18 protein-coding genes are annotated in these 25,219 nt (G+C 64.6%); 13 read left to right on the top strand and 5 right to left on the bottom strand.

Features of this window, described 5'->3' with window-relative positions:
• Positions 1-66: 66 nt before the first annotated feature.
• Positions 67-1,371, top strand: a complete 1,305-nt coding sequence (locus tag V3B48_RS00545; RefSeq protein WP_049401595.1) for an NADH-quinone oxidoreductase subunit D — start codon at positions 67-69, stop codon at positions 1,369-1,371.
• A 9-nt stretch (positions 1,372-1,380) separates the two neighbouring features.
• On the opposite strand, the gene V3B48_RS00550 is transcribed toward V3B48_RS00545, so the two are convergent.
• The 5 genes from V3B48_RS00550 to V3B48_RS00570 all read right to left on the bottom strand — a co-directional run bounded on the left by V3B48_RS00550 (position 1,381) and on the right by V3B48_RS00570 (position 8,410).
• Positions 1,381-2,037 carry a TetR family transcriptional regulator gene (locus V3B48_RS00550; RefSeq protein WP_329892944.1) on the bottom strand — a complete coding sequence of 219 codons (657 nt, stop codon included), beginning with the start codon at positions 2,035-2,037 and terminating at the stop codon, positions 1,381-1,383.
• A 56-nt stretch (positions 2,038-2,093) separates the two neighbouring features.
• Positions 2,094-2,645 carry a TetR/AcrR family transcriptional regulator gene (locus V3B48_RS00555; RefSeq protein WP_329892945.1) on the bottom strand — a complete coding sequence of 184 codons (552 nt, stop codon included), beginning with the start codon at positions 2,643-2,645 and terminating at the stop codon, positions 2,094-2,096.
• Between the two features lie 100 nt (positions 2,646-2,745).
• The gene (locus V3B48_RS00560) at positions 2,746-4,281 is read right to left on the bottom strand and encodes a TolC family protein (RefSeq protein ID WP_329892946.1); all 1,536 of its coding nucleotides are present in this window, start codon (positions 4,279-4,281) and stop codon (positions 2,746-2,748) included.
• Positions 4,278-7,325, bottom strand: coding sequence for an efflux RND transporter permease subunit (locus tag V3B48_RS00565; protein WP_121503300.1), 3,048 nt, complete (start codon positions 7,323-7,325; stop codon positions 4,278-4,280). The genes V3B48_RS00560 and V3B48_RS00565 overlap by 4 nt, the downstream gene beginning before the upstream one ends.
• Positions 7,322-8,410, bottom strand: a complete 1,089-nt coding sequence (locus V3B48_RS00570) for an efflux RND transporter periplasmic adaptor subunit (RefSeq protein WP_256200921.1) — start codon at positions 8,408-8,410, stop codon at positions 7,322-7,324. The genes V3B48_RS00565 and V3B48_RS00570 overlap by 4 nt, the downstream gene beginning before the upstream one ends.
• Before the next feature lie 347 nt (positions 8,411-8,757).
• Between V3B48_RS00570 and V3B48_RS00575 the strand changes: the two genes are divergently transcribed.
• From V3B48_RS00575 to V3B48_RS00630, 12 genes are all read left to right on the top strand, one after another.
• Entirely contained in the window at positions 8,758-9,876 is a 1,119-nt protein-coding gene (locus V3B48_RS00575) for an AraC family transcriptional regulator (protein WP_223224614.1), read from the top strand.
• 175 nt (positions 9,877-10,051) lie between these two features.
• On the top strand, positions 10,052-10,462 hold the full coding sequence (locus tag V3B48_RS00580) for a hypothetical protein (protein ID WP_012511082.1): 411 nt from the start codon (positions 10,052-10,054) through the stop codon (positions 10,460-10,462).
• A gap of 265 nt (positions 10,463-10,727) precedes the next feature.
• Positions 10,728-11,408 carry a DUF3313 family protein gene (locus V3B48_RS00585; protein WP_329892947.1) on the top strand — a complete coding sequence of 227 codons (681 nt, stop codon included), beginning with the start codon at positions 10,728-10,730 and terminating at the stop codon, positions 11,406-11,408.
• 204 nt (positions 11,409-11,612) lie between these two features.
• On the top strand, positions 11,613-12,215 hold the full coding sequence (locus V3B48_RS00590; RefSeq protein WP_071228350.1) for a sigma-70 family RNA polymerase sigma factor: 603 nt from the start codon (positions 11,613-11,615) through the stop codon (positions 12,213-12,215).
• Positions 12,212-13,255: a FecR domain-containing protein gene (locus tag V3B48_RS00595; protein ID WP_329892948.1), complete on the top strand. Its 1,044-nt coding sequence runs from the start codon at positions 12,212-12,214 to the stop codon at positions 13,253-13,255. The genes V3B48_RS00590 and V3B48_RS00595 overlap by 4 nt, the downstream gene beginning before the upstream one ends.
• 108 nt (positions 13,256-13,363) lie before the next feature.
• Positions 13,364-15,820 (top strand): TonB-dependent siderophore receptor, encoded by a 2,457-nt coding sequence (locus V3B48_RS00600; RefSeq protein WP_329892949.1) that lies wholly within the window; start codon positions 13,364-13,366, stop codon positions 15,818-15,820.
• Positions 15,821-15,866: 46 nt separating this feature from the next.
• Positions 15,867-17,750, top strand: coding sequence for a PepSY-associated TM helix domain-containing protein (locus V3B48_RS00605; RefSeq protein WP_329892950.1), 1,884 nt, complete (start codon positions 15,867-15,869; stop codon positions 17,748-17,750).
• 178 nt (positions 17,751-17,928) lie between these two features.
• On the top strand, positions 17,929-20,109 hold the full coding sequence (locus V3B48_RS00610; protein ID WP_329892951.1) for a TonB-dependent siderophore receptor: 2,181 nt from the start codon (positions 17,929-17,931) through the stop codon (positions 20,107-20,109).
• Between the two features lie 67 nt (positions 20,110-20,176).
• A complete protein-coding gene (locus V3B48_RS00615; protein WP_147427797.1) occupies positions 20,177-20,461 on the top strand; it encodes a hypothetical protein in 285 nt (94 codons plus the stop codon).
• Complete coding sequence (locus V3B48_RS00620; protein ID WP_040007713.1) at positions 20,448-20,747, top strand: hypothetical protein; 300 nt, start codon at positions 20,448-20,450, stop codon at positions 20,745-20,747. Before V3B48_RS00615 ends, V3B48_RS00620 begins: the two co-directional genes overlap by 14 nt.
• A gap of 11 nt (positions 20,748-20,758) precedes the next feature.
• Entirely contained in the window at positions 20,759-22,369 is a 1,611-nt protein-coding gene (locus tag V3B48_RS00625) for a PepSY-associated TM helix domain-containing protein (RefSeq protein ID WP_329892952.1), read from the top strand.
• Positions 22,370-22,565: 196 nt separating this feature from the next.
• Entirely contained in the window at positions 22,566-25,214 is a 2,649-nt protein-coding gene (locus V3B48_RS00630) for an excinuclease ABC subunit UvrA (RefSeq protein WP_329892953.1), read from the top strand.
• The last annotated feature ends 5 nt before the right edge of the window (positions 25,215-25,219 follow it).

Below are 25,219 nucleotides of genomic sequence, written 5' to 3' on the forward strand. Positions count from 1 at the left end.
ATCGACGTTTGGAGCATTGAGCACTTCCGCTGAATGCGTTCGGTCTACGGAAGCTATTGGATGAACATGAAGCGGACGACGGCGGGCGGCCCCGCTCCCGTGCGCGGTGATCGGCGGGATACCGAGATCCGGAACTACGTGATGAACCTCGGCCCCCAACATCCTGCGGCACATGGGGTACTGCGCCTTGTGCTTGAGATGGATGGCGAGACCGTTGTGCGCGCGGATCCGCATGTGGGCCTGCTGCACCGGGGTACCGAAAAGCTGGCGGAGTCCAAGCCCTTCAACCAGTCCATCGGCTACATGGATCGGCTGGACTACGTATCCATGATGTGCAATGAACACGCCTACGTACGTGCGATTGAAACCCTTCTGGGAATCGAGGCGCCCATCAGGGCACAGTACATCCGCACGATGTTCGATGAGATCACCCGTATCCTCAATCACCTCATGAACATCGGAACCGGCGCGCTGGACCTGGGCGCCATGGCCGTGATGCTCTATGCATTCCGGGAACGCGAAGAGCTGATGGACTGCTACGAGGCGGTATCCGGCGCTCGAATGCATGCCACGTATTACCGGCCCGGCGGCGTGTACCGTGATCTGCCTGACCAGATGCCGAAGTACAAGGAGTCACGCTGGAAGAAGGGGAAGGAGCTGCGGCGGCTGAACGCCGCGAGAGAAGGGTCGCTGCTCGATTTCATCGAGAATTTCACCCGCGAGTTCCCGAACCGCATTGATGAGTACGAAACCCTGCTCACCGACAACAGAATCTGGAAGCAGCGTACGGTGGGCATTGGCGTTGTGAGCCCACAGCAGGCCATGGACTGGGGCATGACCGGGGTGATGCTGAGAGGCTCGGGCGTGGCGTGGGATCTGAGGAAGAAGCGCCCCTACGCGAAGTACGATGCCGTTGACTTCGACATTCCGGTCGGCAGCGCCGGTGACTGCTATGACCGCTACCTGTGCCGGGTCGCGGAGATGCGGCAGTCCAACCGCATCATCCGGCAATGTGTCGACTGGCTTCGCGCCAACCCCGGCCCGGTGATGGTCCAGAACTTCAAGGTGGCGCCGCCGTCCCGGCAGGAGATGAAGTCCGACATGGAAGCGCTGATCCATCACTTCAAGCTCTTCAGCGAAGGCTACCAGGTGCCGGCAGGTGAGACCTACGCAGCGGTCGAGGCGCCCAAGGGCGAGTTCGGTTGCTACCTGATCTCCGATGGCGCCAACAAGCCGTTCCGGGTGCATCTGCGTGCTCCCGGCTTCGCTCATCTCTCTTCTCTGGATGAAATCGTCAGGGGCCACATGCTGGCGGATGTCGTCGCCATGATTGGCACCTACGACATTGTGTTCGGCGAAGTGGATCGATGAGGAACCGGCTCAGCCCACACATGGGCTGAGCCACGCTCCGGCGTCCGCGAAGGGAACAGCCATGTGCAGCCTGAGCAGGTCTTCCACGGTGCGTGCCCCGCCCATCTCCAGGTCGAGGATGCCGGGCTCCAGGATTGATCCCAGCAGAACACCGACCGCGATCGCATGAAGGCTGCGCGCCGCAGTGGCTGTATCAACGCCCTCACGGAGCTGGCCCAGTGCTCCTGCACGCTGGTATACAAGCTCCAGCATGCGGACCTCCGGCATCGCGCACGCCGCGAGCACGTCGCCTATGCCGCCCAGCTCATGTGATGCACCAGAGCGCAGCAGAAGCTCAACCGTTCGGCGAACGCGTGGGGTGCGGCGCGTGTGATCAAAGACCCTGACCAGGTCCGCAAATAGAAGCTTGAACGGGTCACTGCACTGCCGGATGGCGGCTTCCCGCAGTCCTTCGGGTGCATCTGGCCGCCCTCGCGCGGAAAGTTCACCCAGCAGGTTCTGACGGGACCCGAAGTGCCAGTAGATCGCGCCGCGCGAATAGCCGCACTCGGTGGCGATCAGCTCCAGCGTGGCGCCGGCGGGCCCATGGCGCAGCAGGCACACCAGTGCGGCATCGAGGATCCTCTCACGCGTAGCGTGTGCGTCCTCCCTGGTTCTTCTAGCCATGGCACGGTTGCATCCCTGCTGTTCGATGAGCGCGCGACCGCGCGTCCTGATCGTCCTTAGACAAGGCGATGGGACGGACCGTGGCCACAGCGCTGCACCGGGATCTGCGGCGTTTGAATGTCGATCTTCGGTTCATTGGCTGGGGCAGGGCTGGACAGTGAGCCAAGCCACAGACCATCGGCGGCGAGACGCGCAGACTTCAGCGCGGGATCGTCGGCCTCGGACGGCTCGGTGGCCAGCTTCTTCTTCATCCACTCGATCCACTGCGACGCGGATACCTGGGTCAGGTCCAGGCGGATGATCAGGGCCGAGAGCATTGCAACGTCGTGCCGCCTGCAGCCCTCGACCACCGATTCCACGTAGGCGTGGGTGAATGCGCCGGGGCGGAGCCCGTTGGCACGCATTCTCCGTTCCACATCATGATTGAAGTTCTGCAGCCAGCACGAGAATGTGGCGTCAATGAGATCCTGCTTGCAGTAGAAGTGATGGAACATCGCGCCACGGCTGACGCCCGAGCATTCGAGAATCTCACTGACGGTCACCGAAGACCGGCCATTGCGGACGATAAGCGCTGCCGTTTCGCGGATGAGTATGCCGGGCACACGCACGGACGAACTGTGGGTAGCGTTCAAGAGAGTTTTCCTCATGTAGCGGGCGACGAACGATCCGCCAGGCCGGTACGGCCTGGCGGGTTGCCGTTCGGGCCAGTCAGTGATGCGCCGTGGATGCTTCGCTTTCGGCGCTCTTCCGGGAGGCGATGGGCCTGCCGATTTCAATCTCAGGGTCCCCCTTCTCGGGCTGCCATGCCCCCAGTGCCAGCTGCACCTGCACGTGGGCCATCAGCAGCCCGGCCTGTGCCGCCGCAAGCTCTCTGCGCGCCTTTTCGTGCAGCGCCTGCTGCTGCAGGCCGGCATCCTTCGGCTCGATTCCGGCGTCCACGCGGGAAGAGGCATAGGCCGAAGATCTGCTGCTGAGTGCCTCGGCATTTACTGCCTGCTGCATCCTGACCTGGGAACTCGTCCACGCATGCAGGGAGTCCTCACTCTCCTTCAGCGCCGTCAGCACGGTCTGCTCGAAGGCATGCCAGTTCTGATCACTGCCGGCGCGAGCGGCTTCCTCCCTGGCCTTCTTCCGGCCAAAGCTCAGCCACTCCCACTGAAGCTCCGGGCCGGCCGAGAAGCGCTTTGCACTGGAATCGCCCAGCGAACCGAACGGTGCAAGGATGCCGCCGAAAACATTCAGCGTGAGGCGCGGAAGGTGCGCGCGCTCGGCGAGTACGACGTTGCCAAGGCTTGCTCGCAGGAGTGCATCGGCCTTGGCGACGTCCGGCCGCCGCGCCAGGAGGTCGGTCGGCTGCGCAAGCGATGCAAGATCCGGTGGGGCCGGCAGTGGAGCCGGGGCCAGCAACGCCTCCCAGGCGTCATCCTGCGCGGTCGGCGAGCGGCCTGCAAGAACCGCCAATGCGGCCCTGTCCGCCTGCAGCCGGGTAGCGGTTGCCGCCTCCTGCGCCACCAGCTCGGCGTGTTCGGATTCGACCGCAAGTGCCTCCCTGCGATCGACCAGCCCGGCCGCATACCGGGCCTTCACACGCACAACGCGCGCCTTGCTCAGCTCAACCTCCCGCTCAAGAGAGGACAGGTTGATCTGGTCCATCCTGAGCAGGAAGTAGTTCTTCGCAACCTCGGCCTGGAGCACTGCGGCAGCTGATCTCGCGTCAGCCGCCGCGGCATCGGCCTTGCGATCGGCCATGGCTGCGGCGGTGCCAATGCGCCCAAACAGGTCCAGTTCCCAGGAGAACATCTGTCCAGCGGACAGCAGCCTCTGGGAAGGCGGCCGGGGAAGATCCTGGCGATAGGGATCCGCTTCGATCTGGGCGGACTGCATGGCTTCGGCCTTGACCTGCAGCGCACCGCTCGGCAGATAGTCCTTGCGCGCCGCGCCTGCCAGCGCCCGCGCTTCCACCACGGCGGCAAGGGCAGACTTCAGGTCATGATTCCCGCGCATGGCCAGGCTGACCAGCGCATCCAGGTTGGGGTCGGAGAAGTCCTTCCACCATTGCCTGTTGGGCGTCCCGGGCAGGACATCCGCATCCAGCGCCGCCGGCGTGGGGGCCTGGCCCACATGATGCCGGGCTGCGGCGTCAGGGATCTCGGTCCTGGGAGCCACAGAGGCGCAGCCAGAAGACAGGGCCACAAGCACAGCAATCGACAGGCAGGCAACTCGATTTCCAATAGCCATGATCATGCCTCCTCGGTCGGGTGAATGCGGTAGAGCGCGGCATACAGCGCTGGAATGAGACCCAGCGTGATCAGCGTTCCAAGGGCGAGGCCGCCGATCATCACGATCGACATGCTGGTCCACATGGAACCGCCAAACAGCAGCAGCGGGACAAGGCCGAGAATGCAGACCATCTTGGTCATGACGATGGGGCGCAGGCGCTTGGCCGCAGCCTCTTCAATAGCCTGGAGAGGAGGCAAGCCATCGCGCTGGCCTTCGTCGATCGCATCGATGAGCAGAATCGCGTTGTTGACGATGATGCCGGCAAGTGCGAGCAGCCCAAGTGTTCCGATGAAGGTCAGGCTGGTGCCACTCAGTTTGAGTGCCAAGGTCGCGCCGATGACCACGAACGGAATGCTCGCCAGGACGATCAAGCTCTTGCGGATGCTCTCGAACTGCCATACGAACAACAGGAACATGGCAGCAAGGCAGAGCGGGAGCAGCTTCTCGATGCCTTCGTTGGCACTCTTGCTCTCTTCGATCTCGCCACCGAGTTCAACCCGCACGCCCTGCTTGCGGAATTCGGAAAGAAGTGGCTCGACCTTGTCCGCGATCCCCTGGGCCGTCAGCTCGGAGCTCTTTGCAAGCACGGTGACCGCACGCGTCTGGTTCACTCGCTGGATTGAAGACAGCTGCGGCGCCAACCGAAGCTTGGCCACCTGGCCCAGGGGCACGCTTCCGCTGCCATCCGCCTTCTGGATCGGGAGTGCCTCAAGCTGGCCGATATCCGTGCGCAGTGCCGCCTCTCCGCGGAGGATGACCGGGAGAACGGTGTCGCCCTCACGATAACGGGAGATCGTTGCGCCGGTCAGCAGCATGTCCATGCTCTTGGCGATGTCCGCGCTGCTGATGCCTGCGGCCTGGGCCTTGGGCTGATCGACGTCCACATCAAGCTGGACAACCTGGCGTTCGGCATCGCTGGATACATCCACCATCCCCGGCGTGTCCTGCAGCGTGCGCAGCAGCTTCTCGGCGGCAATCCGATGTGCGCCGTCGCTGCTGGAGATGCGGAACGTCGCTACGCCGGCATCCGAAGACCCCATCGAGAACCGCTTGGGCTCCACCCGCACATCAGGGAAGTGTGTAGCCATTACAGAACGCAGCCGCTCAATGGCCGCTTCATGCTTGACGCCCTTCGCAAGTGACAGCACGGCATACGCGCGGTGTCCTGCAGGAGTAGGGGGATTGAGTGCCAGAATGAAGCGTGGGCCACCATCGCCCATGTACAGGGCGTGGCTGGAGATCTCCGGAACGAGCTTCTCGTCGGCCAGTACCTTGCTGATCTGGTGAGCAACCGCCATCGTATTGGCCGGACTGGAATCCGGGGACAGCTCGATGGCCATCTGCAGCTGATGGCGCTCGGACGGCGGCATCAGCTCATTGGGGACGGTGGTGAACAACCAGCCGGAGGTTGCCAGCAGTGCAACCATTACGCCGATGTAGATGGCCTTGTGCCCCAGGATCCAGCGGACCTTGCCGCGGTACCAGCCCGTCAGCCGCTCGACCGCGCGTGCGGTGCGGCTGAGTTCGGCATGGTGATGGGCAAAGTACTTGCACAGCAGCGGAATCAGGGTAACGCCGATGACCAGCGACAACAGCAGCGCGATGGCCATCACGATGCCGAGGCTGCGCAGATACTCGCCGGTTTCCGTGCTGGAGATGGCCAGCGGCATGAACGCGAGGATGATCGCCAGCGAAGAAACCAGAAGCGGCACGAACATCGTGCTGCCTGCGTGAGCGGCAGCCTGGTCCGGCGACTCACCCAGCGAGAGCCGCCGCTCCATGTCCTCGGCAACCACGATCGCGTTGTCAACGAACAGGCCCAGGGCAATGATGATTGCACCCACCGAGATCATGTGCAGATCGATGTTCAGGATCTTCATGATTGCCATCGTCCCCAGCACCGTGGTCGGCACGATGGCGCTGACAATCAGGCCGGTCCTCATTCCAAGGAACAGCACGACGACCGCCATGACGATGGCCAGGGTCTCCAGGAAAACCTTGGCAACACGCAGCAGCTGGGTGGAAACAACCTCGGCCTGATCCGTGATCTGGACAAGCTGCATGCCGGCCGGCAGCGTTTCCGAAAGCCGTTCAACGTCGCCGCGCAGCAGATCGGCGAAGCTGACTACGTTGAGTCCTGGCGCCATGGAGACCGCTATCACCACGGCCGGCGTGCCATTGACGAATGCACCCGTCATCGGCGGGTCCTGGGTCACCCGTTCCACTCGCGCAAGGGCACCCAGCGGCACCGAGCCACCCTTCGGCAGCGGTATCGGCGTGCTCTTCAGCTGGGAGGGGTTGTCGGCGTCACCGCTCACGTTGAGCGTAATCTCCGAACCTCCGATCTCGACGTAGCCCGCCGGCGCAATCACATTGCGCCTGGAAACCGCATCGGCAATCACATTGGGGTTGAGCCCACGCGCAGCCAGGGAAGGCACGTCCAGGATGATCTGGACCTGCTCGTCCCTCACGCCGTGCAGCGAGACACGTTCCACCCCGGGCAGCCGGAACAGTTCATCGCGCAGGCGGCGGGCTTCTGCCCGGAGCTCGCCTGCGTTATAGCCATCGCCGGTCAGGCCCATGGTCATCACCGCAACCCGACCGAATTCGTCGTCCACGACCGGGCCAATCGTTCCCTCGGGAAGCTGGCTCTGGATGTCCCCCATGCGTGAGCGCAACCGTTGCCACACGATGGGAATTTTCTCCGATTCCACGGTGGGATAGAGATCAACGTAGGTGAACGCAAAGCCTGGACGGACAGTCGTCCGGATCCGCTTGACCTCCGGCATGCCACGAATGCTCTCCTCGATCGGGCGAGCGACCAGCTGCTCGACCCGGTCCACGCCGGCGCCCGGCATGAAGCTGAGTACCGTCGCCGTGCGAATGGTGATGGGGGGCTCTTCAGTGGACGGGAAGTCGAGCGCCAGAATGAGGCCGGTGAGGACGATCGCTACGATCGCCAGCAGGGTCAGGCGGGGACGCGCCAATGAGAATGAGGAGAGGCTCATTGTTCTGATCCCATCTTCATGTCGACAGGCTTGATCTGCGTGCCCGGGCGGATGGCCTTGGCACCCGCAACCACGACGCGCTGGCCGGCGGAAATCTGCCCGCTTACCTCGATCCAGTCACCGTGATACTGACCCAGATCTACCTCCGCCAGCTCAGTCGTCTTGCCATCCTTTGCCAGCCGAAGCACCTGGCCCTTGCCGCCAACGGCAGACGGCAGAACAGCCCGAAATGGCACTTGAAGCCTGGCTGGGCCTGTATCCGTTCCGGTGATCCGGACCGACCAGGTCGAACCCACGGTCGCCGCCTCGGGCACTGCGATGTATGCGGTACGCACGCCGCCTGCATCAACGCGGCCGTCGACACGGAGCACCTTGCTCGCCACGGTGTCCGAGCCGCTGATCAGATTGACCAGCTGCCCAACAGCCAGGGGAGCTGTGCCCGGAATCGCGACAGACAGCTCGCGGCCCGCACCATCGACCTGGATGGCAACAGCGCCGGGGCCCACGGACTGTCCAACTTCAACGTTTCGGGCAGCCACGACTCCGTCAAACGTTGCCTTCAGCGTGGCTTCGCCTTGCGACCAGCCGGCGAGCTCGTGCTGCGCGCGGGCATTGCGGACGGCCGCATTCGCAGCCGCCAGTTCGGCCTTCGCGGCGGTCATCTCCGCCGGGCTGAGCGCATCAGCCTTCTGCGCAACATCCAGTCGCTCGACGCGTCGCTGGACCTCGTCCAGTGCGGCCTGCGCGCGTGCGACGTCGCCGGCAGCGGACGCCTCCTGCGCTGCAAAGGGGACCGGATCCAGTCGAGCAAGCACCTGTCCCTTGCGTACAACGTCACCCGGTTCAACAAGTACCGCGGAGACCTTTCCGGAGACCGGGAAGGACAGCTGTCCTCGCTGCGTGGCACGCACGGTGCCGATGTAAGCGCGCTGATCGCCAGCAGCCTGTCGAACGGAGGCGACATACGCGGTGCGGGCTTCTGCCGTCCCGCTCTCTGGTGTATCGGAACATCCCGTCATCGCGGACAGGGCAATGGCCAGCGCGCTGAGACGAGGCACCAATGACCAGGTCATATGGGTTTTCACGTTCGATTCCTTGTATGGGTGGTCAGTTCCACAGACCAGCGCGGTGTGGTCAGGTCTGCAGGCGGCGTAAATTTAGGGGGACACCTGGACCACGAACAGGACACTTCCGGACATGCCGGGGCTCGTACAGGTCATCTGGGACAGGCGGCGCACTCAAAGCGGCCATCCGGACAACGCAGTCCCACCTGAAGCCAGTCAGTCACATCGACGCTGGATCATCATCCGGACCCATCAGGAGCATTACCGGACACGCGGGGGGCCGTTTAGGCCACGCGCGGTCTCCTGCATTGAAATCAGTCCCCCACGGGATGACTATGGGGACTGCGAAACGCCCCTTCGAAAACGTGATGGCTGCCATCTCCAAGAATCTGCCGACCTCCATGGACTGGCGTGAGCCCGGTGAGGAACTCGCGTTGGACGCGACGTCTCTGAACCCCTCCGACGATCCAGGCTCAACGCACGAATCGCAGATCGCAGAAATCGTGCCGACCGGAGCCAGGGCCATCCTTGGGCTTGTTGAAGAACGGGGTTTCTCGCCGGAAGAGCTGTGCCGCGGGCTTGGTTTCACGTACCGCGATCTCTCGATGAGAGATGTAAGGCTGTCCTACAGGCAGATGCGCAAGCTGTTCATGCGCGCAGAACGATTGCTGGACGAACCTGCATTGGGCCTCGCCCTGGGAGCCCGGCAGACACCCATCTCCTGGGGTGTTCCCGGCCTGGCGATGCTCACCTGCGAGACCTATGGGGAAGCCCTGAACTATGGGCTCAGCCACCAGCAGGCAATCGGCGCCATGCTGATTCACACGATCGAGGAAGCGGGTCGTGAAATCCGGATGGAGGTCCGATTCCGGCGCTTTGATATCCAGCTGGAATCCGTTCTTGTGGAGGATGCATTCGCTGGGTTCGTCGCCGTCAGCAGGTACCTAATTGGCCCCTCCTTTGCACCGCTACGGGTCGACTTTTCCCTACCCAAGCCCTCCGATCCGGACGTCTACCGGCGGTTCTTCCAGTGCCCGGTGCGCTTTGATGCAGGGATCAACCGCCTGACCTTCGACTCACACTGGTTGAGTGTGCGGCTGCCAGGCTTCGACCGGATCAACTCGAAGATCGTACGCGACCAGCTCGACACGCTGCTGCCAATGCGGGGCGTGCGCAATGAAATTGTCGAATCGCTGTCGAGCCACCTGCGGTGCGACATCGAGACGACCACCCGGCAGAGCGAACTCGCAAGCCTGATCAATGTAAGCGAGAGAACGCTCAGGCGCCGGCTCAATCGCCAGGATTCGAGTTATCGGGAACTCCGCGATGAGGCCCGGTATGAGCGGGCCCGCGATCTCCTGCTGAACTCAGAGTTGAGCATCGCCGAAGTTGCAGACGCGGTTGGATACTCCGACGCCCGTGCATTCCGCCGCGCATTCAAGCGTTGGGCGGGTTGCCTGCCAACCGAGTTCCGGGAATCCAGGTAGTCAGCATCCCCCCTGGTTCCAGCACGGCGGGTAGCCATCGGTAGAGACCGGGCCACCCAATGACGTCGGGGCTGCCGCCGGGCCGTGCTGCCGGTGGTGGTTGCGCGTCTGTAGTCCATTGCACCAGTGCGTGTGCAGTCCTCTCCAGCCACCCCTCCTTCACCTGGGTAGAACCATGAAGCGCATACGGCTGTTTGAATCGAAACTCGCGGCGAGATTCCTTGAGGTCGATCGATTGGCGCGGGAAGGCGCTACGTTGAAGAACGTGGCTGAGAACATGCGCACGATCACCATTGCGGTGACGATGCTGATCGTGGTGGGGCTGCTGATGGACGTTCCGGCGTCCGTCATTCGTGTGGCGGCCATCGCATGGGGGTGCTGGGCACTGGTCTATGCGCTGCTTGCCGCAGCACAAGCAGGACTTCTCTTTGTCCTGCTGCTTGGCGAGGTGGCCCTGTTGAAGCACATCCTCATCCGAATTGGATTTCTCAGAGGCGCCATTGCCACAGGATTCGCGGTGCTTGTCGTGATCATCATGGCAGTGTCGTGCGTGCTGTTCGATCCGAAGCACATGTTGCATTGGTGATTGCCGACATCCTGCCGACACCCTGCAATCGTCGGGCCCGGCACTCCGGACCGGCCAAGGCGAGCCCCGCACATGGGGGATGTTCGACCTCGATTGATTCCGTTCCACTCAACCTGCGAAAGTCATGCACTCTGCAATTCCCTGCTGCCGTAGTCATTCATCAGGCGGCGATCGAACTGCCACTCTGGCCAGAACATCCGGTTCCGGACGCGCCGCGAAAGGCAGCTTGTGGCGGCGGGTTCCGCGGCTCCTCGCAGGAGTGGGAATGCTGTTGCTGGCCGCATGCAGTCCGGTGCATGTGGTCAGGTCAAACCAGGCCAGGACCTATGCAGGTCTCAGCATCCACGGGGAGCGTCGGATGCAGATCGTGCCAGCGGGTAGCACGCACGGGCACTTCCAGACGGTGACTCTCGCCCCCGTCCTGCTGATGCCAGAGGTAGCTGCAACGCTGAGCCCGGGCGTCGGTGATCGCCTCAAGGCTGCCGTAAGCAGTCAGCTGCAGCGGCAGATCGACAGGCGCCTGGGCTGGAGTGGGGCAGGGCGGCCGGGAACGGGGCTGTTGCTGCTTGCAAGGATCACCTCGGTGAAGGAGGTGTCTGTCGGCCTGAACATTGCCACATCGGTCCTGATGGGACCGGTGAGCAAGGGGCAGCTTTCCCTCGAGATCGAGGCGATCGACGCAGGCACTGGCAGGCAGGTAGCACTGCTGCTGCTCGCCGACGAAGCCGATATGAGGGACATCCGGAAAAGCTACACCCCGGACGGTCACGCCAAGGCGCTTGCAGGCCGGTTCGCGATTGATGCGGTGGAGTTCATCGCGCCAATGGTGCGATCACGGCAGCTTCCCGGAGGGCGCAACTGCCGTGCGCTTCACCCCGGTTCCCAGGCCTCATCCGAACCGCGGCTGCAGGAAAGGGAGGGGGGAGGGAGTTCCAATTGCAAATGACTCTCACTACACTTGCGGCATCCCACCCCTTCCGCCGCCTATGGCGGCCAGAACTCCGGCTCCCAACGTGAATTCCCCGCCCCACCTGTGCAGACCGCAGGCATTTGCCCTGAGGGTGATGTGTCCACGCTAGGCCGGGGCACGGGCAGCAACGCGGATCGGGCCTCGTCCACGGAGGCGGGCATTCCGGAAGACGCCTCGCCAATGGGCGGCAACCTCCTTGCGAAAGCCTATGCCCGCTGGCGCGGGCCCATTCTGCGCAGCCTTGCGCGTGTCAGAGGTGCGGACGGTGAGGACGCCCTGCACGACGGTGCAGTCAAATGGCTGGCGGCAAACCCTGCACTGGCCTCGTGCGACCAGCAAGGCGCCTATTTCCGGCGAACGGTGATGAACACCGTGGCCGATGAGTATCGTGAGCACACCGCAGGCCGCCGTCTCCAGACCCTGCCACTGGCAGATGCCGAGGATGCGGGCCAGGCCATCACCAGCGATGAATCACAGTGCCCGTTGCAGCTCAGCGCCCAGCGGCAGCGCCTGGAGCGCCTGCGAGAAGCGCTGGCCGAGCTGCCGGAACGTCAACGCGAGGCCTTCGTGCTCTGCCGCTTCGATGGCCTGACCCAGGAGGACGTGGCCGCTCGCATGCAGATCTCCCGCCGCATGGTGGTCAAGCACCTGTCGCGAGCGGTTGCCTACTGCGAAGTGCGGGTACGCTATGCGTCTCTGGCACAGATGCAGGAACTGCATCGTCCGACCAAGGCGGGCGAGGCGTTGGCGCCTGCCATCGATGCTGATTTTCCCTGCCGATGACCGATCTCCCTTCTCCCGCAGATTCCGACCCGTTTGCCCTGCATGAGGCGGCGGCCGCGTGGCTGGTACGGCGGCAGGATGCGGACTGGCAACCGAAGGACGAGGCAGCCCTGCAGCACTGGCTGGCCGGGAGCGAAGCACATCGACAGGCGTTCGCCGATGTGACCAGAACCTGGCACGACCTGGGCCAGCTGCCACGCCCCGTACTGGCCTCGGACGCGCATGCGGTGATCACCCCAGCAGTACCTGCACCTGCCGCTCTACGGCGGGGCAGGGCGGCGCGGCGTGCACGCTCGTGGCGCCTGCCACGCGTTGCGGCGGCTGCGGCCGTGGCGATGCTGGCCTTGGGGTACGTCGGCTACGGTTGGTACGCCGCGCCCAGCTACGTACAGGACGTGGCCACCGGCGCGGGCGAGATACGTGATCTGCAATTGCCGGACGGCTCACGGATTTCGCTCAATGCACGCAGCACGCTGGCCGTGCATTTCTATCGATCCCGCCGTGAAGTGGTGCTCAGCCAGGGCGAGGCGTTCTTCGAGGTCGCCCCGGCGGCCGACCGGCCCTTCACCGTTGATGCCCAGCGCAGCCGGGTGACGGTGGTCGGCACGGCCTTCAATGTGCGCAATGGGCCGGGCGAAGTCGTGGTCAAGGTGCTGCATGGGCACGTGCGAGTACAGCCGGATCGCGCCGAAGGTGCCTCGCCGGTCAGCCTGCGCGCCGAACAGGGCCTGGCCGTTACCACGCTCACCGCTGCTTATCGCCCCATCGCCGCAAGCGCAGACAGCATTGGCGGTTGGCGCAATGGACGCCTGGTGTTCCGGCGCACCCCGCTGGACGAAGTGGCGCAGGAGGTCGGGCAGTATCTGGGCCATCCCGTCACGTTGGGCCAGCCAGGGCTGAAGTTCCTGCCGGTCTCCGGCTACGCAGCCACCGATGCCCCGGCCACCTTCCTGGAAGCGCTGCCGGATCTGTTGCCGGTGCAGGTGACCCGCAATGCCCAGGGCGGCTATCGCATCGACGAACGACCTGTTACCCGCTGACGCCGGAACGAAAATTTCTTCCGGCGCGGGTTCCCACCCCGCCGTCATTTTCCGTTTACCCCAGTGAGGCCAGTAGCGGCCAAGCATGATGGAGCGGTAATGGGGTACATGAAGATCAAGCGCGCACTTGTTGCTGGCGCGTTCTCTACGGGGGTACACGCCAAGCGGCTGCCGTTGCTGGCACTGTGCATTTCCAGCGCGCTGGCAGCGCCGGCCATTGCACAGTCGCAGCCGGCTGCACGCGTGCAGTTCAATATTCCGGCGCAACCGCTGGATGCCGCACTGCGCCGCTTTTCCGAGCAGTCCCGGCAGCAGGTGCTGTTCAGCGAATCGGCGGTGGCGGGCCGTCGCGCTCCGGCCTTGACCGGCAGTTACACGCCGCAGGAAGCACTGGCGCGCCTGCTGGAGGGGAGTGGCGTGCGTGTCAATGCCACCCGTCCGGGCGTGTTCACCCTGGCCCAGGAAGCAGCAACACCTGCGCGCAGCAAGGAGGCCCAGACCACCCTGCAGACGGTGAACGTCACCGCCAATGCCCCAAGCGATGGCGCTTACACGGCACGTGAGCTGAGCCTGGGCAAGCTGGGGCAGAGCATCCGCCAGACCCCGCAGTCGGTCAGCGTGATCACCCGCCAGCAGCTGGACGACCGCAACCTCACCACGCTGGACGAAGCGCTGGCACAGACCACCGGCGTGACCAAGACCGCCCGCAACTTCGGCAACCACAAGTTCTCGATCCGCAGCTTCACCGTGGACGACAGCAACTATCTGGTCGATGGCGTGGCCGGCATTGTCTATGCCCCGGTGGGCTGGCTGCCGATCGACACCGCCGTGCTGGAACGGGTTGAAGTGCTGCGCGGTGCCGGTGGCATGATGCTCGGCGCGGCCGACCCCAGCGGGGCGATCAACATGGTGCGCAAGCGCCCGCGCGACCAGGCCCATCTGGATCTGGCGGCCACGCTGGGCTCGTGGGACAACTATCGCCTCGAGGTCGACGGTGGCGGCCCGCTCAATGCCGCTGGCACGGTACGTGGCCGACTCGTCGCCGCCTACCAGGACCGCGACTACTTCCAGCGCGGCACCTCATCGAAGACTCCAGTCGCCTACGGCGTGATCGATGCCGATCTGGGCACGGATACCACGCTGACCTTCGGCCTGCGCCATCAGGCCAGTGACACCGACGGCTACTGGCTGTTCGGCCTGCCGCGCTACACCGATGGCGGTGCGCTGGACATCAAGCGTTCCACCTCGCTCATCCAGGACTGGAACCGGCAGGAGGGCTCCGTCGACGAAGCCTTTGCAGAGGCAGAGCACCGCTTCAACGAACGCTGGAAGGCACGCCTGTCGGTGAACCGCACCGAGTCGGACCTGGACCAGCGTGTCGCGGTTCCGCTGGGCGGGGTGGACCGCGCCACCGGCATCGGTTCGCGCTTCTATGACATCTATTTCAACCGCTCGCGCGTGCGCAGTGATGGCATCGACCTGCACACCACCGGCAGTTTCGACGCCTTCGGCCGCAGCCATCAGCTGCTGCTGGGCGCGATGTGGTCGCGCCAGCGTACCCGCCAGAGCTCGGCGGACCTGGCCATCGACGTGCCGATTGATGTCTACGCACCCGACCACAGCGCCATCGCGCAGCCGCTGCAGCCCGCGTGGGACTGGTCAGAAAACGCCCGCGCCCAGCAGAGCGGCGTGTACAGCAACCTGCGCCTGCAGCTAGCAGAACCGCTGCACCTCACGCTGGGTGGCCGGCTGAGCTGGGTGAAGTACCAGTCCAGCGATGGCTTCACCGGCGCCAAGAGCCGCGACTACGAACAGAAGCACGAATTCACCCCGTACGCCGGCCTTGTCTACGACCTGGGTCCGCAATGGTCGGTCTATGCCAGCTACGCCGATACCTTCCAGCCGCAGAGCTCGTACGTCACCGCATCCGGCTCGGTGCTGGATCCGGCCATCGGCGCCAACTACGAGCTGGGCGTGAAGGGTGAGTTGAACGATGGCCGCCTGAATGTCTCCGCCGCAGTGTTCTCCATCCGCAAGACCGGCAACGCCGTGGTGGACGAATCCGACCCGGGCAGCTGCCGTGGCTCGCTGGCGTCGTCCGATTGCTACCGCAATGGCGGCAAGCTGCGCAGCAAGGGCTTTGAGCTGGAGGCCAGCGGCGAACTGGCGCCGGGCTGGCAGATGATGGCGGGCTATACCCACGTCACCAGCCGCGACGATGAGGGCGCGACCATCAGCGCCGAGACGCCCCGCCACCTGCTGCGCCTGTCGACGTCCTACCAGCTGCCGGGCAAGTGGAACGCGTTCTCTGTGGGCGGTGGTGTATCGGCACAGAGCAGCTACTCCTATCCGGCCTACGACGACCCGGACTGGCGCATGGGCGCAGCGGGACGTGCCGTGTGGGACCTGCGCGCCGGCTACCGGATCAATCCGCGCTGGAGCGTAGGCGTCAACGTGGCCAACCTGTTCGACACCCGCTACTACGCGATGATCAGCCAGATCCGCCGCGGCAACTTCTTTGGCGAACCCCGCAATGTGATGCTGACGCTGCGCGGCTCGCTGTGATCTTCCGCAGCCGGCGGGGCAACGGCCTGCCCGCCACGGGGCAGGCATGAAAGCGGGCTTCCGGCAGAGCATGTCGTGGCTGCACACCTGGTGCGGCCTGACCTGTGGCTGGCTGCTGTGCGCGATCTTTCTGACCGGCACGCTCAGCGTGTTCCGCGAGTCGATCACGCGATGGATGGAGGCCGGCCCCGTGCCGGTCTCCTCGCCGGCGGTGGACACGGGAATGCAGGCGGTACGTGCGCAGCACTGGCTGGCCGCCAACGCCGCCGAAGCCCGGGCATGGCAGATCCGTTGGCCTGCGCATCACGGCTGGCCGCTGGAGCTGTCATGGGAGGATGGCGACGGCACCGCGCACGAACGCTGGGTGGATGCCGGCACCGGCATGCCACAGCCTCCACCTCGTCTTCGGGAAACCGAAGGCGGGCGCCACTTCATGTCCTTCCATTACACCCTGCACGGCGGCATGGCCGGCTACTGGCTGGTGGGCTGGATCACGGCCTGCATGCTGCTGGCGCTGGTGTCCGGCGTGGTGGTGCATAAACGCATCTTCAAGGACTTCTTTACCTTCCGCCCGGGCAAGGGACAGCGCAGCTGGCTGGATGCGCACAACCTGAGTGCCGTGCTGACCCTGCCGTTCCTGTTCATGATCGGCTACACGGGGCTGACCTTCTTCTACAGCAGCTATCTGCCGTGGCCCGTGCAGGCAGCCTATGGCGATGCCGATGACGCCTATGCGCGCTATGAAGCCGAGCTGGCGCCTGCACAGCCGACTCCGCCAGGCATCCTGGTATCCACCGCGCGACTGCCGGACCTCCAGCAACTGCTCGCACGCGCGCAGGCCATCAGCGGGCAGCCGCCAGTACTGATCGTGATCCAGGCGCCCGGCACCGTGCACAGCGTGGTGGAGGTGATCGGCCGCAAGCCGGAGGGGGGCGCGGACAGGCATCTGCTGACCGAGGCCAGCCGGGCGGCGTTCGATGCTGCCAGCGGCACGCTGCTGCAACAGCATGGCGCACATCCGCATGCCATTGGCGCCGTACAGGTGCACGAAACCATCGAAGCACTGCACAAGGCCGATTTCGGCGGCTGGCCGATGAAGTGGCTGTACTTCATCAGCGGTCTGCTCGGCACGGCGATGATCGCCATTGGCACGCTGCTGTTTTCCATCAAGCGGCGCAAGCGCAGCGAGCACGAGTTCGGCGCGGCCACGGCGGGCATCTATCGCTGCGTGGAAGCGTTCAACGTCGCATCGCTGGCCGGGGTGGCGCTGGCAAGCATCGTCTACCTGTACGGCAATCGGTTGCTGCCACTGGAAATGAGCGATCGAAGTGCGTGGGAAATACGCATTTTTCTTACGGCCTGCGCTGCCTCGGTGGCGCACGCGCTGTGGCGCCCACCGCGCCTGGCCTGGATCGATCAGTTGTGGCTGGCCGCAGCACTGTGCCTGGCGCTGCCGCTGGTGAATCTGGCAACCACCGGGCAGGGGCTGCTGATGTACCTGCAGCGGGGCGCATGGCAGCAGGCCGGTGTGGAGCTGGTCGCACTGGCATTCGGGCTGATGTTGGCCAGAGTGGCCGTGATGCTGCAGCGCCGCTGGCCACGGGCGCCGGAGGCGGCGCGCCCTGCCAAGCCTCCGGCCGGGCGGGAAGCGGCCTATCGCTGGCAGGTGGCGAGCCGTGTGCTGGCCGCCTCGCTGGGCGGCTACGTGTTCACCGCCGTTACTGCCACGGCACTGGCGTTGTTGTTGCCCGTGCTGGTGGGGGTAAGGACAGCCGTTTCGGTCCTGGCCAGTTCACTGCTGGGGTTCGTGCTGTTCATTGCCATTGCTGTGGGCGTCTTCAGCGCCCGCAGGGTGGGGAAGGTGTGGCTGAGTCTGCTGGCGGGGAGTGCCCTGATGGGGGTGTGGGTGGCGATGCTTCAGACAGGGTGAGAGCGCTCCCGACAGGGCAGGCGCCTGCGGTTGCTAGTGCGAACGATTTGCATTTGGTATTATTTAACGCGAAATTAACGCCGCCGCAGCTGCCGCCTAGGGCGCACTTCCTACCGTAGGCCCCCAAATGAACAAGATCGCCACTACTTCCCGCGCCCCGAGGCGCTCTCTGTTGTCCGTGTCCGTTGCCCTCATGCTGGCCTTCCCGCTGGCCGGTCACGCTGAAGCACCGCCCTCGCCAGAAGTCCCCGATGGCAGCGCCACCACGCTCGATGCGGTACGCGTCAACGCCTATCGCACAACCACGCACACCTCCGGCGCTACCAAGACCGACACGCCGGTTGCGGAAATGGCCAAGTCGGTCTCGGTCATTGCCCGCGAAGAGCTCGATGCCCGCGGTGTGCAGAACCTCAACGAGGCGATGCGCTACGTGGCCGGCGTGGTTCTGGAGAGCGGCGGCATCGACAATCGCGTCGATGACTTCCGCATCCGCGGCTTCGACGCCGGCAGCTGGAGCAACAACGTCACCGTCGACGGCATGCGAGCGCCGCAGGGTGGCCAGTGGAACCGGACCATGGTGGACAGCTGGAACCTGGACCGTGTCGAGGTGCTGAAGGGACCGTCGGCCGTGATGTATGGTCAGGTGGCTCCGGGCGGCATGGTCAACCAGGTCAGCAAGACCCCGACACCTGACCAGCAGCAGGTGCTGCAGTTGGGTCTGGATGGAAACGGCCAGTACAGCAGCGCGTTCGATCTGGGCGCGGCATCGGACGACAAGCGCCACCTCGGGCGCCTGGTGGGCCTGTATCGCGACGGTGACACCCAGATCAAGCATACCCAGCAGCAGCACTGGTTCCTGGCCCCCAGCTATACCTTCCAGATGGCCGAGCGTACGCGGCTGACGGTGCTGGGCCTCTATCAGCGCGATGACGGCGGCTCGACCTACCAGTTCCTGCCGATGGACGGCACGCTCAAGGCCACCCCCTATGGGCGCATGAAGAACACGACCTTCATTGGCGAACCGAACTGGAACACCTACGACCGCACGATCTGGACGGCCGGCTGGCTGTTCGAACATGCCTTCAACGAGAACTGGACCCTGAGCCAGGGTGCCCGCCGCACCAACGTGGAATCGACCTTCCGCACCGTGGTGACCAACGGTGGCCTGAACCAGGATGGGCGCACGCAGAAGCGACGTGCCACCTGGGGCGAGGGAGACTCCCAGGGCGACACCATCGACACCCGCGTTACCGGCAAGTTCCAGACCGGCTCGGCTGAACACACGCTGCTGGTGGGCGTGGATTGGCAGAAGGCCGATTGGGATGCGGCACGCGGTGCGATGCGTGATCCGGCGCCGATCGACATCTTCAATCCGGTCTACACCGGCTATGTCCCGGTGACCAACAGCATCAGCTACTCGGGAGGCGTCAACCGCCAGACGGGAGCCTACCTGCAGGATCAGATCGCGCTGGACAAGTGGCGCTTCACCGTGGGCGGCCGTTACGACTGGACCAAGGACGACACCTGGACGCAGTCGTACACCGTGGCTACGGATCGCTATGGCGCACGCGCGCCGAGCCGCATCAAGAACGAGGCTTTCAGCGGCAACGCGGGCATCCTGTTCGTGGCTGACAATGGCCTGACGCCATATCTGAGCTATGCCGAGTCGTTCCAGCCCGCAGGCAGCACAGCTACACAGTCCTTCGACCGGACCCCGTTCGACCCGATCACCGGCAAGCAGTGGGAAGTGGGCGTGAAGTATCAGCCGTCTGGATTCGATGGCCTGATCACGCTTTCAGCCTACGATCTGCGCCAGCAGAACATCCTGACCAACGATCCGGATCCCAGCCACAACACCTGCGGCACGACTGGGTCCAGCCAGTGCCAGGTGCAGGATGGCGAGGGTCGCGTGCGTGGCGTGGAACTGGAAGGCCGCATCACCCCCCTCGATGGCTTCAGCGTGATCGGCGCGGCGTCGTGGATGGACTCGGAAGTCACCAAGAGCAACAACGGCTACCAGGGCAAGCAGCTGGCGATGGTTCCGGACTGGACCGCTGCGCTGTGGGGTGACTACACCTTCCAAGGCGGGGCACTCGCAGGCCTGAGCCTTGCCGCAGGCGTCCGCTACAACGGTGAAAGCTACGGCGACAGCGCCAACGTCTACCTGATTCCGTCCTACACGATGTGGGATGCAGCTATCCGTTATGACGTCGGTGCGATCGGGAGTGTGGGCACGCAGTTCGCACTGAACGTCAGCAACCTGACCGACAAGCGATTCGTGACCACGTGCAGCGGTGTCTCCTCATGCTTCTTCGGCACAGGACGCACCGTCACGGCCACCGCCCGGTTCACCTGGTAACCCTTCTGCCCCGTGACCGGCCAGCCAGGTCACGGGGCCTCCAAATGAGACTTCCAGAATGTCGGTCATGATGGCAGTGCTGGCTTCAGCCGCGGGTGTGGTCGGGGCGTGGCTGTTCTATCTGGCGTCACCGAAGCAGCAGTGGCGGCGCGCCGGACCCTGGCCTGTCCGTGGGAAATGGATTCCCGGCAGCGCCTTGTCGCTGGTCTCGCTGGCCATGTTCCTGTCCTTGATGGGAAGCGGTGCGGCCTTCTTCACCTGGCTGACGATTCTGATGCTGGTCTGGTCGGCCGCGCCCTTCCTGGGCGTCTGGCGCGCTCGACAGCGTGGAGGTGCCCATGGCCGGCCCTGACAAGCTGCAGAGCCGACACTGGTTCGGGAAGACATGTGCCGGTGTACTGCTGGGCTTTGGGCTCTCCCTGGCCCTGTCCGGCCTGTTCGCGTGGTTCGGACCCGGCGGCATTGATGGCGGGGGCGGCAAGGCCCAGTTCAATATGTGGCTGGTCGCGCTGCTGTGGGCCCCGATCCTGTCATTTGTTTTCCTTTTTCGTAGCAGCGCAAGCGCCTGGCTGTGGCTCGGTGCTGCCAACGTGGTTGCCTTTGGCGCGCTCTGGCTGGCGCGCAGCCATCTGGGCTGACTGGACCTCACATGAAGATCCGCAACGACATCATCAAGGTCTACAAGGACGTGCACATCTGGGTCGGCATCTTTGCTGGCCTGATGCTGTTCGTTGCCTTCTATGCCGGCTCGATCACCATGTTCGAGAAGCCGCTGGAGCGATGGGCAACACCCCCGTCTGCGCTGTCTGCGCCGGTCCCAATGGAACGTGCACCTGAACTGCTGGCCGCGGTGCTCAAGGCGCATCCCGAGGCGGCGAAGAACTACAGCGTGATGGTGCAGACCTCACCTGAGGCGTCTGCCCGGGTGATCTGGCGAGTACGCGGCGACAAGCCACGGCAGTTCACCGAATTTGGCGCAAGCTTCGACGCGGAAGGGCGGCTTCAGGTGGAGCAGCTGCGAAAGGCACCGGTGGCGCAGCTTGTCGACACCTTGCATCAGTTCGTCGGCCTGCCGTTCCCCGATGCGATTTCGCGCCCCATCATGGGCATCATTGCGCTGATGTATGCCGTCGCATTGATCTCCGGCGTCATCGTGCTGTTGCCGACGTTGGTGAAAGACTTCTTCGCCGTGAGGGTAGGCAAGAACATCAAGCGCATGTGGCTGGATGTGCACAACGCGCTGGGCATTGTCAGCTTGCCATTCCACCTGATCATGGCCGTGACCTGCGTGGTATTCGCGTTCCACGATCAGTTCTACGACATCCAGGACAAGGTGGTTTATCCCAATGGCATCCAATGGGGCGAGGAGCACGATGACCGGCCCGCTCCGGGCGCCCAGCCTCTGCCTGCTCCTGCACTGCTGGAAAAGGTAAAGGCACAGCTGCCGGGCTTTGAGGTCTACAGCCTGGGCTTCCAGCAGAAGGGCAGTGTGGTCGAGGGGCGTGTCACCGGCCTGGATATCCGCTACGGGACCCGTGCCCGCACCTACATGAGTACCCATCTCGATCCGTACACTGGCATGGTGGACACACATGACCTGCCAGGACACATGGGCGGCTGGGATACGGCGGTCAATGCCTTCTTCATGCTGCACTTCGGCAGCTTTGGCGGGAACCCCGTGCGCTGGATGTACCTGCTCCTTGGGCTTGGCGGTGCGATCGTGTTCTACACCGGCAACCTGCTGTGGATCGAGTCACGACGCAAGAAGCAGCGCGATGCCAACCTTCCCGAGCAGAAGCGATCCACCCGTGTGCTGGGATCGCTGACCATCGGTGTGTCCCTGGGCTGTGTCATCGGCATATCGGCAACACTGGCAGCTACCAAGTGGCTGCCTGGGCTGGTTGCCAATGTCCCGGCATGGCACGAAGGCATCTACTATGCGGCCTTCCTGCTGGCAGTGGCCTGGGCATTCCTGCGTGGGGCCGCGCGCTCCGCTTATGAGCTGCTGTACGTTGGCGCAGTAGTGACGGCACTGATCCCGGTCGGCAGCCTTGCGGCGTTGGCTGGCGTCCCCGGCACCTGGAACCATTCAAGTGCCGGGGTGGCCGTGGACGCGACCGCAATTGTCGCTGCTGCCATTTTCTGGCAACTGGCGAGGCGATCCAGGAAGCGCGCAAAGATGGGCCACAAGGACAGCGTTTGGGCCATCGAAGGAAATGCGACCACAAGGGCAGGGCACATCCAAGCGGCCGGGGAGTAGATCCGTCCTGCCTGCCGTTGGCCGGCCACATTGAATGGGCGGCGGCGGACAGCGTGTATCGCCTGAGAAGGTGTTCTGCAGCCAGCAGATCACGCATTGCAGGATCGTCCGTCACCCACATTCACCCCGCAGCAGCGAAAATGCATCATTGGGCGCGCCCTGGCGCGCGCCACTCACTGCCTGCAGGATCGTAACGATGTCCAACACCCCCTTTGGTGAATCGTCATGCGCTGCCGCCGCCAGCGGTTGCGTCGAGGTGCGCGGTGCGCGCGAGCACAACCTCAAGAATGTCGACGTCTCCATCCCACGCAATGCACTGGTGGTGTTCTCCGGGGTGTCGGGTTCGGGCAAGTCGTCGTTGGCCTTCGGCACTGTCTTCGCTGAGGCGCAGCGGCGCTACTTCGAGTCGGTGGCGCCGTATGCCAGGCGACTGATCGACCAGGCGGGCGTGCCGGACGTGGATGCCATCGACGGGTTGCCGCCGGCAGTGGCGCTGCAGCAGCAGCGCGGCGCCAGCAATGCACGTTCATCGGTGGGCAGCGTGACTACGCTGTCCAGCCTGGTGCGCATGATGTACTCGCGTGCCGGTGCGTACCCGGCCAACCAGCCCATGCTGTACGCCGAGGACTTCTCGCCCAACACGCCACAGGGCGCCTGCAGCACCTGCCATGGCCTGGGGCATGTCTACGAAGTAACCGAAGCGCTGATGGTTCCGGACCCGTCGCTGAGCATCCGTGAGCGCGCCATCGCTTCCTGGCCGCCGGCATGGCATGGCCAGAACCTGCGCGACATCCTGGTCACGCTCGGCTACGACATCGACATACCGTGGAAGAAGCTGCCGAAGAAGGACCGGGACTGGATCCTGTTCACCGAGGAAGCGCCCAGCGTGCCGGTCTATGCCGGTTTCACGCCCGCAGAGACCCGTGCCGCACTCAAGCGCAAGCAGGAGCCCAGCTACATGGGCACCTATACCGGCGCACGCCGCTACGTGCTGCACACCTTTGCCAACACCCAGAGCGCGCTGATGCGCAAGCGCGTGTCGCGCTACATGGAAGGCCGGTTGTGCCCGGCCTGCCACGGAAAGCGCCTGAAGCCGGAGGCGCTCTCGGTCACCTTTGCCGGCGTGGATATCGGTGAGTTCATGCGGCTGCCGCTGGACCAGCTGGCGGCGCTGCTGGAGCCCATCGCACAAGGTGATTTCGGCGCGCACAGCAAGGGCGCTCGCACCAGCAGGAGCGCGACACCCCGCGATCGCGCCCGGAGGGCCGCGAGTGGCCAGGCGACCCACGAGGGCGCTCCGGACGTGCGCCTGACCTCGGCCTTGTCCGAAGAGAAGCGCCTGGCAGCACAACGATTGGCAGGCGGAGTCATGGCGCGTGTACGCCAGCTGCGTGACCTGGGCCTGGGCTATCTCTCGCTGGACCGTGCGACGCCAACCCTGTCAGCCGGCGAGCTGCAGCGCCTACGGCTGGCCACGCAGCTCAGCTCGCTGCTGTTTGGCGTGCTGTACGTGCTTGATGAACCCTCGGCCGGCCTGCATCCGGCCGACAGCCAGGCGCTGTACGACGCACTGGAACGGCTGCGCGACGGCGGCAACTCGGTGTTCGTTGTTGAACACGATCTGGAGCTGATGCGCCGCGCGCAGTGGCTGGTGGATGTGGGGCCGCAGGCAGGGGAACACGGCGGGCGCGTGCTCTACAGTGGCGAGCCCGATGGCCTGCGCCACATCCAGGAGTCGCGCACGGCCCTGTATCTGTTCGATCAGGTGCCCGCACCTGCCAGCCGGCAGCGCAACGCCAGCAGCTGGCTGGAATTGAAGGGCATCCACCGCCACAACCTGCAGGGTGTGGACGCGCAGGTACCGCTGGGGCTGCTGACGGCGGTGACCGGCATTTCCGGCTCCGGCAAGTCCAGCCTGATGGCGCAGGCGCTGCCCGAGCTGTTACTGCTGCACCTCGGGCATGAGCCTGCGGACGACAACGCCGATAGCGCGCCCACCGACGGGCCAACCGTGATCGAAACGACCCGGGGCACATTGGCGGGCGATGTAGACGCCATCCAGCGGGTGGTGCAGGTCGACCAGAAGCCCATCGGCCGCACGCCACGCTCCAACCTGGCCACCTATACCGGGCTGTTCGATCACGTGCGCAAGCTGTTCGCTGCGACACCCGCCGCGCGCCGCCGCCGTTTCGACGCGGGCCGCTTCTCGTTCAACGTGGCCAAGGGCCGGTGCGAGACCTGCGAGGGCGAAGGTTTCGTCAGCGTCGAACTGCTGTTCATGCCCAGCGTCTATGCGCCGTGCCCCACCTGTCATGGCGCCCGCTACAACGACGCCACGCTGAAGGTGCAGTGGAATGACCGCAACATCGCCGAGGTCCTGCAGATGACGGTGGACCAGGCGCATGCGTTCTTCAGCGAGGAAGAGGCCATTGCCCGGCCGCTGCAGTTGCTGCAGGAGATCGGCCTCGGCTACCTGCGGCTGGGCCAGCCGGCCACGGAGCTTTCCGGCGGTGAGGCGCAACGCATCAAGCTGGCCACCGAGCTGCAGCGCAGCCAGCGCGGGCGCACGCTGTACGTATTGGACGAACCCACTACCGGCCTGCATGCATCGGATGCGGACAGGCTGCTGGTGCAGCTGCAGCGGCTGGTGGACGCGGGCAATACCGTGGTGATGATCGAGCACGATATGCGGGCGGTTGCACAGGCGGACTGGGTGATTGACGTAGGCCCCGGAGCTGGCGGGGCAGGGGGCACCATCGTCGCGAAAGGAACGCCGCAACAGGTGGCTCGCGCCAAAGGCAGCAGGACGGCGCCGTTCCTTGCCAGGGAGCTGGCGCTTATGTAGAGCCG

The sequence above is a fragment of the Stenotrophomonas sp. SMYL20 genome, assembly GCF_036320045.1.
GTDB classification, from domain to species: Bacteria; Pseudomonadota; Gammaproteobacteria; order Xanthomonadales; family Xanthomonadaceae; genus Stenotrophomonas; species Stenotrophomonas maltophilia_A.